Here is a 10,591-nt window from a genome sequence, read left to right on the forward strand (position 1 = left end):
GCGCGCGCCGCGGCGACCGCGGGCGTGCCGCCCCAGCCCAGGCGCAGCCCCAGGTTGAGCGAATGCGCGCGATCGTCGCTGCCGAGGTCGCCGCGGTATTCGATGAAGCCGCTGCTGACCGGGCTGAGCCGGTAGGACAGGCCCAGGCCGATGTTCCAGCGATTGCGCTCGGCGGCGAAACCGTTGACGCCGAAGTCGGGCACGGTCGCGCCAGCGAAGGCATTGCGGGCGAACGGCCGGTCGTCCTGCAGGTCGTGCAGGTAGCGGATGTCGGCGGTCGGCCGCCACTTGCGCTCGGTCTGCCCAGGCATGCCGGAGAAGCGCACGCCGATGCCGGCGGTGGTGGCGTCGAAACTGTCGCTGCTCACCACGAGGTCGGCGTCGCCGCCGCCGCGCTCGCTGAAACGGATCGCTTCGAGCTTGCTGTAGTACACGCCGAGCAGGGGCTCGACGCGCAGGCTCGCGCCGTCCCAGCGCCAGCCGGCTTCGAGCAGGCCGTACACGCCGTCGCCGCTGAAATGCGCATCGGTGCGGGTGTTGAAGGTGCCGGCCACGATCTCGCGCTCGGCATCGTAGCTGGCGTAACTGTAGCCGACCGCGCCCTGGGTCCAGAACCCGCCCGGCGCATACAGCCATTGGATGCCGACGTTGAACAGATCGGCTTCGACCTGGTCGTCGCGGCGGTCGGTTTCCATCTTCGAGTGAGCCAGGCCGACGTGGCCGCCGAAGCGGAAGTTCGCGCCGGGCGAACCGTCCAGGCCCATCGCGAAACCGGCCAGCGAATTGTCGATGCCGGCCAGGCTTTCGCCGTCGAACTCGGCGCGGCCGCCGTACGCAGTCGCCCACAGGGTGCCGAGGGTGGCCTCGTCCTCGACCCCGGCATCGCGCACCCGGTCGAGCTGGCGCGCGACGCTGCGCTGCAGTTGCTCGGCGTTGTAGCGCTGGGCGCTGGCGATCGACGCGTAGGTCTCGCCGCTGAGCGTGTCGAAGGCGCGCGGCGCTTGCGCCGCGGTGAGGCCGCGCGCGGCCGCGATCAGGGTCGGCAGCTGGCCGCTGTCGGCGTCGGCGATGGTCTGCAAGGCATTGGCCACCGCCTGTTGGTTGCCGCTCAGGCCGGGGAACTGATTGAAGCGGATGCCGGTGCCGCCGGCGTCGTGTTCGCTCAGGCGCAGGAACACGTCGCTGCCGATCGTCACCAGAGTCGCGTCGAGGAACGGCAAAGCGGTCTGCGACACGCCGGTGAAGGCGCCGCTGAGGGCACCGGCATCGACGATGCGGTAGTCGGTGACCGGCGCGTAGCTGCCGGCCTGCGGAATGGCCACGACCTGGCCGCCGTTCAAGCTCGCCGTGCCTGCGACCACCACGCTGTCGGTGACGCCGGCGCTGGTCTGGCGTACTTGCAGGGTACCGCCCGGATTGAAACCCAGGCTGGCGACATTGAGCGACGCGCCGACCGACCCGCTGCCGCCGGCCGCACCCGTCGCCCCGGCCAGGCCGGACGGCGCGAGGGTACCGCCGAGCGTCAACGCGCCGGTCAACGCGCCGTCCCCAATCAGTGCGCCGCCCGCGGCGATCGCGGCATTTCCCGCGAGCGTGCCGTTGAGTACCAGGTTGCCGGCGATGGCGCTGCCGGCGAAGTTGGCGGTGCCGCCGGCGGGCAGGATCAGGCTGCCGCCGGCGGCGAGGTCGAGCTGCTCGAAGCCGGCCAGCGAGGCCCAGGGCAGGCTGCCCTCGCCGCTGCCGCCGACGGCGAAGGTGTCGCTGCCGGCGCCGGCGTTGATCGCTCCGGTGATGCCGGCCAGGTTCGCCAGGCTGCTGTAGAAACGGTCGTCGCCGCCGCCGAGATCCACCGCGCCGGCAATCGCGCCGGCCGCGCTGAGTTGGTCGGCACCGCCGCTGAAGTTGGCGCTGGTGCCGGCGGCGGAAGCGAAGCCGGCGGTGATCGGATTGCCGACGTTGAGGGTGCCGCCCTGCACCGACAGCCCGCCGGCGAAACCGGAGACATTGCCGTTGAGAGTCAGCGCGGCGCTCCCGGCCTTGATCAGGGTGCCGCTGCCCATCAGCGAGCCGCTCAGGGTCAGCGCATTGGTGCCGGTCACGCTGAGCGCGGTGCCGGCGTCGACCTCGACCGCGTTGGCCAGGTCGATGCCGGCGACCGCGGCGCTGAGGTTGGCGTTGCCGCCGATGCTCAGCGCGCCGCTGCCGAGCGCGGCGGAATTGCCGAGCGCGAGCGTGCCGGCATCGAGTTCGAAACCGCCGCCGAAGGTGTTGGCGGCGCCGAGCGTCAGGGTGCCGCTGCCGTCGAAGGCCAGGCCGCCGGGGCCGCCGATGCTGCCGTTGAGCACGAGGTCGTTGCTGCCGCCGATGCCCAGCTGCGCGCCGCTGGCCAAGGTGATGGCATTACCGAGGGCGATGGCAGGCGCGGTTGCGGTGAGTTCGGCATCGCCACCGACGCTGAGCGTGCCGGTGCCGAGGGCGAGGTTGTTGCCGACGCCGAGCGTACCGGCATTGAGCGCAACGCCGCCACCGAACAGGTTGGCGCCGCCGAGTTCGAGCGTGCCGGTGCCGTTCATCGCCAGGCCGCCCGCGCCGCCGATGCTGCCGTCGAGCGAGAGTGCGTTGGCACCGCTGATGGCGAGCGTCGTACCTGCACCGAGGTTGACCGCATTGGTCAAGGCGATGTTCGGCGCGCTGGCGGTCAGGCCGGCGTTGCCGCCGACGTTGAGCGCGCCGCTGCCGAGAGCGAGGTCTGAGCCGACCGCGAGGGTGCCGCCGCCGAGCGCGACGCCGCCGTTGAAGACGTTGGCGCCGCTCAGCGTGAGCGTGGCCGGGCCGTTGAAACTCAAGCCGCCGGCCCCGCCGATGGTGCCGCCGAGGGCGAGATCGTTGGCGCCGCCGATGCTCAGCGCAGCGTTGAGGTTGATCGCGTTGCTTACGTTCAAGGCGGTACTGGCATTGAGCGTGGCCGCGCCGTTGACCGACAGCGCGCCGCTGCCGAGCGCGGTATCGGTGCCGAGATTGAGGGTGCCGGCCTGCAGGTCGAAGCCGCCGCCGAAGTTGTTGGCGCCGTTGAGCGAGACTGCACTGGCACCGGTCTTGATCAACGAACCGGCGCCGCCGATAGTGCCGCCGAAACTCAGATCAGCCGTGCCGCCGAGGGTGAGCCCGGCACCGGCACCGAGGTTGATCGCGTTGCCGATGTTCAAGGCCGCTCCGGTACTGGCCAGGCTGGCGTTGCCGGCGACGTCGAGCGTGCCGGTGCCGAGCGACGCATCGGCGCCTAGCAGGAGATTGCCTGAGGCGAGCGACACGCCGCCGCCGAAGCTGTTGCTGCCGCCGAGGGTGAAAGCACCGCTGCCGTTGATCGACAGACCGCCGTCGCCGGCGATGGTGCCGTTGAGCGCGAGCGCATTGGCGCCGCTCAGGGCGAGCGTGGTGCCGGCGGCGAGATTGACCGCGTTGGCCAGCGCGATGCCGGGCACGCCGGCGCTGAGGCCGGCATCGCCGCTGACGTCGAGCGAGCCGGTGCCGAGGGCGAGGTGGTTGCCGACGCTGAGGCTGCCGCCGGCCAGGCCGACACCGCCGCCGAAGGTGTTGGCGCCGTTGAGGCTCAAGGTGGCGCTGCCGGCGTAGTCCAAACCGCCGGCGCCGGAAATCGGCCCGCCGAAACCGATGTCGTTGGCGCCGCCGATGCCGAGGTCGGCATTCAGCACCACCGCATTGCCGAGGCTGACCGCCGCGGTGGAGGTGAAATTCGCCGCGCCGTTGACGGTCAAGGTACCGAGGCCGAGCGAGGTGTTGGTGCCGACACTGAGTCCGCCGCCGAGCAGGTTGATGCCGCCGGCGAACGCATTGGCGTTGCCCAGGCTCAAGGTCGCCGCCCCGCTCTTGGTCAGGCCGCCGAGGCCGCCGAGGCTGCCGTTGAGAGCGAGGTCGTTGCTGCCGAGGATGCCGAGCCCGGCATTGAGATTGAAGTTGTTGCCGAGACTGAGCGCGGTGTTGGCGTCCAGCGTGCCGGCGCCGCTGACGGTCACCGCGCCGCTGCCGAGAGCGGTGTTGCTGCCGACCGTCAGTGCGCCGCCGCCGAGATTGAAGCCGCCGGAAAAATTGTTGCTGCCGTTGAGCGTGAGCCCGGGCGCGCCAGCGAGGCTGAGACCGCCGGCACCGTTGATCGTGCCGTTGAGGGTCAACGCGCCGCCACCGCCGCCGGCGCCGAAGTTGAGGGTGTTGTTGAGCACCAGGTTGTTGGTCAGGGTCACGCCGGCCGCGCCGGTGAGCGAGCCGGCGCCGTTGACGGTCAGGGTGCCGGTGCCGAGCGCGCTGTTGTTGCCGACATCGATCGAACCGGCCTGCAGCACGGTGCCGCCGCTGTAGTTGTTGCTGCCGGTCAGCGCCAGCGCGCCGCTGTTGAGGGTCAGACTGCCGGCGCCATTGACGTTGCCGGCGAGCGTGAGCGTGCCGGCGCCATTGAGACTCAGCGCGCCGTTGAGCTGCACCTGGTTGGTCAAGGTACCGGTGAAGGCGCTGTTGAGCGTCGCCGGGCCACCGACCAGGAACAGGCCGGTGCCGAGCGAGCCGGCGCTGCCGAGAGTGAGACCGCCGGCGTTGAGCGCGAGGCCCCCGCTGAAGTGGTTGCTGCCGAGCAGCGACAGCGTGCCGGTGCCGTTCTTGATCAGGCCGCCGGCGCCGCTGACGGTGCCGCCGAGGCTCAGGCTGTTAGGGCCTTGCACGATCAAGCCGCCGGTCAGGTTGACGTTCTGCGCCAGGGTCAGCCCCGGCAGCGAGGCTTGGATCGCACCTCCGTTCGCGGTCAAGGCGCCACTGCCGAAGGCCAGCGCGTTGTCGAAGATCGACAAGCCGCCGTTGAGGGTCGCGCTGCCGCTAACCACCGCGCCGCTCAAGGTCCAGGTGCCGCTGTTGACGGTCAGGTTTTCGAAGTTGAGGTATTGCAGCGCCGAGATCGAACCGCTGCCGCCGGTGCCCGAACCCGGGCCGGCGATGGTGTTCTGCAGCACCAGGGTGTCGATTGCGCCGACACCGGCATCGACCGTGCCGGTCGCGGCGAAGGTCAGCAGCCCGGGCGGCAGGGTCGGCGTGGGTATCGTCACCGGCGGCAGCGGAATCAGCGGGTTGCCGAGCGAAGAGCCGGTTACCGCGACGAAGGTGTCGTTGCTGAGCGCGGTGCCGAGCGAGACGCTGCCGTTGATCGTGCCGGCGTTGACGAAGACGTTGCCGCCGCTGCCCGGGCTGGCGAAGGCGACGCGGCCGGTGATCGTGCCGGTGTTGGTGAAGTTGACGTTGCCGCCGCCGTAGATGGCGACCGCGACCGAATTGACCGGATCGAACAGACCCAACGCGCTCATCCCGATCGAGCCGCTGTTGGTAACGGTGGTGGCGCCGCTGTTGGCCACCAGCATCGCCGTGCCGCCGAGGCCGAAGGTGCCGTCGAAGGTGCCTTCGATCGATCCCTGGTTGTTGATGACGACATTGCCGCTGGTCGGGGCGATCAGGTTGCCGACCGCGAGCGCACGCGCCAGCACCAGCGAGCCGGCGGCATTGGCGTCGATGGCGCCGAGGTTGTTGAGGGTCAGGCCGGTGCCGCCCAAGGTCATCGCGGTGCCGCCCGGCAGCGTGCTCATGATCGCGCCGGCCTGGACGGTGACGTCGAGGTTGTTGGCGTTGCTGAGGAAGCTGTTCGGATTCGGCGGCAGCAGGATCGGCACACCGGTGCAGCTGACCGTGGCGCCGTCGGCCGGCACGGCCGGCGTGCACGCGGCCTGGGCCTGGCCGGCGAACATCTGCAAAGCGATCAGCAGCGGGATCGCTCGTGCGATGCCGCGGCTGAGGGGATGTAGGCGAAGACGACGACGCGCATCTGCGGGCATAACCGTTCCTCCGTTAGCCAAAGCCGGCACGACGGGGACGATCGAAGGACGAGGACCTTCGATTACAACGGCGTCACGCCCGTGCCAACGACGAGGCCGGGCGCTGGCCCGGCCATCCGACAACGACGAGATCCTGTTTCGACAGTTACGAACGACAGCGATGATCGACAACGTGCAGCGGGTGAGCCGATTCGCGACAGCAGAGAACGAAACGCCATGGCGAGTCTGTGCGATCGCGTAGCAGTTTATTGATCGGCCTGCATTGCGAACTCACGTTCGCTCACCCGTATTCAGGCAGCTGTATGTAGCTCACCGAAACTCACCGTGCAGGTGCACGGACGGATGCATCGTCATCGAGACAGGCCGGCAACGAAAGCGGCCCGGCTGCATGCGCGGCCGGGCCGTTATCCTCCTGGGCGGCGTGCCGGACGCATCGCGGCCGGCACGGGATCGCCGTGATCGGTCAGACCAAGGTCAAGGTCACGTCGATGTTGCCGCGGGTGGCGTTGGAGTACGGACAGACCACATGGGCCTTGTCCACCAGCGCCTGCGCCTGTTCGCGCGGCAGGCCCGGCAGTGAGATCTTCAGTTCGACTTCGATGCCGAAGCCGGTCGGGATCTGGCCGATGCCGACGCTGCCGTCGATCGCCGCGTCGGCGGGCAGCGCGATCTTCTCGCGGCCGGCGACGAACTTCAGCGCGCCCATGAAGCAGGCCGAGTAACCGGCGGCGAACAGCTGCTCCGGGTTGGTGCCGTCGCCGCCGGCACCGCCGAGTTCGCGCGGCGTGGTCAGCTTGGCGTCGAGCGCGTTGTCGGAGGAGACGGCGCGGCCGTCGCGGCCGCCGGTGACGTGAGCGTGGGCGGTGTAGAGGACTTTTTCGATCGACATGATGGAACTCCGGTGGGGGTTGGATGGACGGCGGCGGGCGGCAGGCCCGCCTGGAACATGTGGACAACTACGGATTTCGTACTGTTTACGGATGCGGGCGATGCGGCTGGCTTGCGCGTCCGCATCGTTCGACCCGGTATCGCTCAGCTGTTTCTGATCAGACTCTCGCGCAGGCTTTCGAGTTGTTGCTTGATCAGCGCCAGTTGCTCGTAGGAGCAACCCTCGACCGCGCACGACACTCCTTGCGGAATGCCCTGGGCCTTGGTTTTCAGCGCGCGTCCGGCCCTGCTCAGTTCGATGATGACCTGTCGCTCGTCGCTGGCGGCGCGGGTGCGCGTGACCAGACCGGCGGCTTCGAGCCGCTTGAGCAACGGCGTCAAGGTGGCCGAGTCGAGGAACAGGCGTTCGCCGATCTCCGACACGGTCAGCTCGTCGCGCTCCCACAGCACCATCATCACCAGGTACTGCGGATAGGTCAGGCCGAGCTGGCCGAGCAGTTTGCGATAGACCTTGTTGAGCGCGAGGCTGGTCGAATACAGGGCGAAGCACAGCTGCTCGTCGAGCAGCAGGCTCGGCTGCGGCGGTCTGGCGCGGGCGGTGGGCTTCTTCATGGCCGCCAATTTACATAGCGCGCTATTTAATAGCAAGCACTGATAAGCGCTGCAGCGGGTCTGGAGTGTTCCGGTGGCGGGGTGAATCCTGCGCGGCGCGCACCTGGCAGGGCTACAGCGCCCTCCGCGTCATCCCCCGGAGGCGGAGATCCAGAGACTTCATGGCCGTGCCCCAATAAGCCCTGGGCGTTCGGCTCCGCCGAGGTAAGCGGAGCCCGCCTTGGCGGGAACGGCGGCATGTCAGTAACGCAGTCTTGCATCGCGACAAGACACTTCCCGCCGCGCACGCCCTGTCGCACTATCGACCGATGCGAACGATCACCCTGACCCTGGGGCTGTCCGCCCTGCTCGCCGGTTGCGCCGGCGCACCGTCGGTCTCCGACCGCGACCTCGCCCGGTCCGAACGCGTCGACGCCCTGATGCGCGACTACACGGGCGACGGCCCCGGCGCCTCCCTGCTGGTATTGCACGACGGCCGGCCGATAGTGCGGCGCGGCTACGGGCGTGCGGTGGTCGAGGACGGCACTGCGGCGACGCCTCGGACCAACTACCGCCTGGCCTCGGTCAGCAAGCAGTTCACCGCCGCCGCAGTGCTGCTGCTCGCCGAAGACGGCAAACTCGGGCTCGACGACCCGATCAAGCGTTGGCTGCCCTCCTTGCCGAAGGCCGCCGATGCGATCACGATCCGCCAGCTCCTCAGCCATACCTCGGGCCTGATCGACTACGAGGACGTCATGCCGCCGGAGTTCGACGACCGCGACCGGCAGATGCACGATCGCGACGTGCTGCGCGTCCTCGAAGGCCAGGACCGCACCTACTTCGCCCCCGGCCAGGCCTATCGCTACAGCAACAGCGGTTATGCCCTGCTCGCGCTGACGGTCGAAAAGGCGTCCGGGCGAAGCTTCGCCGGTTTCCTGCGCGAGCGGATCTTCCTGCCGCTGGGCATGCGCGACACCGTCGCCTACGAACGTGGCGTGTCCGAGGTCGCGCACCGCGCCTATGGCTACAGTTTCGAATCAGGCCGCTGGACTCGCACCGACCAGAGCCCGACCAGCGCCGTGCTCGGCGACGGCGGCATCTATTCGTCCATCGACGACCTGGCCCGCTGGGATGCGGCCTGGTACGACGATCGTTTGCTCAGCGGCGCATCGCGGCACCTGGCCTTCAGCGCGCACACCCCCACCGACCTGGCCGAGGTCGCCTACGGCTACGGCTGGCGCATCACCGGCGAGACCCTGTGGCACTCCGGCGAGAGCATCGGTTTTCGCAACGTGATCGTGCGCTATCCGCAGCGGCGCCTGAGCGTCGTACTGTTGAGCAACCGCAACGATCCCGAACCGTATCGGTTGGCGTTGCGGATCGCCGAGCTGTATCTGCCGGATGCGAAGCCCGATCGCTGAGGGCGTCGTCGGTCGAGGTTGCGCATTGCTCTCAGCCTGGCCCTCTCCCGCTTGTGCAAGCGTGGATTAAAGCCGTCGGCTCTGAGCCGCCCTCTCGCTTGCAGGTGAGCGGACGATAGTCGTCCGCTCCACGCGCCTCGTCCGTTCACGGGAGAGGGGTCGGGAGGAAGGCGAACAACAGGTACGAGTGCCTCGATCGCAGCGCCATGCCGAGAACCGAACGGGCTCACCTCGCCTCGTCGCGTAAACAGCAGAGAACCAGCAGCTCGTCCGCTCACCTCACCGGAAAGTCGAACGCGGTTTGCGGGGTCGGCTCCGGCTTGTAGGTGTAATGCCACCACTCCAGCGGATAGTTCTCGAAACCCTCGCGGCGCATCGCCTCGCGCAGCCGTTCGCGGTTCGATCGCTGCCGCGCATCGACGTTCGGCGAGGCGGTGTTCGCGGTCTCGTCGAAGAAGTCGAACGGCGTGCCCATGTCCATCGGTTCGAAGCGGTCGTCGCGCAGCTCCAGCAACGTCAGGTCCAAGGTGGCGCCGCGGCTGTGGCCCGAGGTCGGCGAGATGTAGTCGCCGAGCAGCACGCGCTTGTCGAGGTTCGGGTAGTACTGCGGCTTGCTGCGCTGGTCGTCGAGGTCGCCGGCCCAGGCGACGAAGTCCCGGACCGCGCGCACCGGCCGGTAGCAGTCGTAGATCCGCAGCCTCAAGCCCTGCGGCCGCAGGCTGCGTTCGACCCGGGCCAGGGCCTGGGCGACGGGTTCGTGCAGATAGCAGCCCGGCGCCTGGTAGCCCTCGACCGGACGGCCGATGAAGTTGTCGCGGCCGGCGTAACGGATGTCCAGCGATATGTCCGGGACCAGCGAGCGGATCTCGACCATGCCCGCGGCGGCGGCATCGGTCGCCGGCGACAGCTGCGGGGCGACACTGTGCGGTTTCGGCGCGGGCCCGGCGGCGCAGGCGCTCAGCGCCAGGACGAGGGCCAACTCAAGGGCGGCTCTCGCCCCCGGGGCAATCGCCGACCCGCACGAACGCCAGGTCTTCATAGTCGTAGCTGAAATCGGCATCGGGATCGACCTTGGCCAGTGTCAGGGTGACGGCGCCGTCGGCCGCAGCCGCGAAGTCGAGCCAGGCCTCGGCGTCAACTTCGTCCGCGCTCCAGTCGACCAGCAGGCGCTTGCCGACGCTCACGATCTTACCCGCGAGCAAGGGCGACTTGCGGGCGGCGAACTCGACCTGCCCGTCGCGCGCACAGACCGTAGCCTCGCCGAACCACGGGTCGCGATACAGACCCAGGCGACCGCGCAGCGCCGCAGGCGCTATCGCCGTGCGCTTCGAGGTGTCCGGCGCGCGCTTCGCCGCCGGCGCCTGCGCCTCGCGCTCCAGCGCATCGGCGTAATAGGCGACCGAACGCGTCCGGGCCGGCGTCGTGTAGCGCTCGCTCAGGACCTGATCGAGCACGCTGCGCGCCTCGCCGGCCTCGCCGTTGATCAGTACCACGAAGCCGCTGCGGCGCTCGGGCAGCATCGTCACCAGCGAGTACATGCCCATCAGGGTGCCGGTGTGCGAGACCTTCAGCAAGCCATCGGCGTCGCTGAGCCGCCAGCCGTAACCGTAGGCGGCGAAATGGGTGCGGCTCCATTCGCGCTGCCGCTTCGACACCGTCATCGCCATCTGCTGCCGCCACACCGCCTCGCGTTGCGCGGGCGCCTGTTCGCCTGCCACGGTTACGAGGTCGTGCCGGATGTGGTGACCCTGGCCAAGGCGCTCGGCAGCGGCTTCCCGATCGGCGCCATGCTGGTCGGCCCGAAGG

6 protein-coding genes are annotated in these 10,591 nt (G+C 69.2%); 1 reads left to right on the top strand and 5 read right to left on the bottom strand.

Annotated features, from left to right (window positions below):
• The 3 genes from ACSAMQ_RS18205 to ACSAMQ_RS18215 all read right to left on the bottom strand — a co-directional run.
• A partial coding sequence (locus tag ACSAMQ_RS18205; RefSeq protein WP_435397014.1) for an autotransporter domain-containing protein occupies window positions 1-5,798 on the bottom strand: 5,798 nt, incomplete at its 3' end.
• Between the two features lie 550 nt (window positions 5,799-6,348).
• Entirely contained in the window at window positions 6,349-6,774 is a 426-nt protein-coding gene (locus ACSAMQ_RS18210; RefSeq protein ID WP_031373027.1) for an organic hydroperoxide resistance protein, read from the bottom strand.
• A gap of 143 nt (window positions 6,775-6,917) precedes the next feature.
• Complete coding sequence (locus ACSAMQ_RS18215) at window positions 6,918-7,385, bottom strand: MarR family winged helix-turn-helix transcriptional regulator (protein WP_435397015.1); 468 nt, start codon at window positions 7,383-7,385, stop codon at window positions 6,918-6,920.
• A 308-nt stretch (window positions 7,386-7,693) separates the two neighbouring features.
• On the opposite strand from ACSAMQ_RS18215, the gene ACSAMQ_RS18220 reads away from it, so the two are divergent.
• The gene (locus tag ACSAMQ_RS18220; RefSeq protein WP_435397016.1) at window positions 7,694-8,785 is read left to right on the top strand and encodes a serine hydrolase domain-containing protein; all 1,092 of its coding nucleotides are present in this window, start codon (window positions 7,694-7,696) and stop codon (window positions 8,783-8,785) included.
• A gap of 274 nt (window positions 8,786-9,059) precedes the next feature.
• On the opposite strand, the gene ACSAMQ_RS18225 is transcribed toward ACSAMQ_RS18220, so the two are convergent.
• Together ACSAMQ_RS18225 and ACSAMQ_RS18230 are read right to left on the bottom strand one after the other, a co-directional pair.
• A complete protein-coding gene (locus ACSAMQ_RS18225; RefSeq protein WP_435397017.1) occupies window positions 9,060-9,824 on the bottom strand; it encodes a M15 family metallopeptidase in 765 nt (254 codons plus the stop codon).
• A complete protein-coding gene (locus ACSAMQ_RS18230) occupies window positions 9,766-10,503 on the bottom strand; it encodes a serine hydrolase (protein ID WP_435397018.1) in 738 nt (245 codons plus the stop codon). Before ACSAMQ_RS18230 ends, ACSAMQ_RS18225 begins: the two co-directional genes overlap by 59 nt.
• Between the last annotated feature and the right edge of the window lie 88 nt (window positions 10,504-10,591).

Source organism: Lysobacter sp. 1R34A, from assembly GCF_051217035.1.
GTDB lineage: Bacteria > Pseudomonadota > Gammaproteobacteria > Xanthomonadales > Xanthomonadaceae > Lysobacter.

What these genes read in the sequence shown, in the direction of transcription:
- ACSAMQ_RS18220 (WP_435397016.1), top strand. Translation starts at nt 7,694, where the DNA reads ATGCGAACGATCACCCTGACCCTGGGGCTGTCCGCCCTGCTCGCCGGT.
- ACSAMQ_RS18215 (WP_435397015.1), bottom strand. Translation starts at nt 7,385, where the DNA reads ATGAAGAAGCCCACCGCCCGCGCCAGACCGCCGCAGCCGAGCCTGCTG.
- ACSAMQ_RS18225 (WP_435397017.1), bottom strand. Translation starts at nt 9,824, where the DNA reads ATGAAGACCTGGCGTTCGTGCGGGTCGGCGATTGCCCCGGGGGCGAGA.
- ACSAMQ_RS18210 (WP_031373027.1), bottom strand. Translation starts at nt 6,774, where the DNA reads ATGTCGATCGAAAAAGTCCTCTACACCGCCCACGCTCACGTCACCGGC.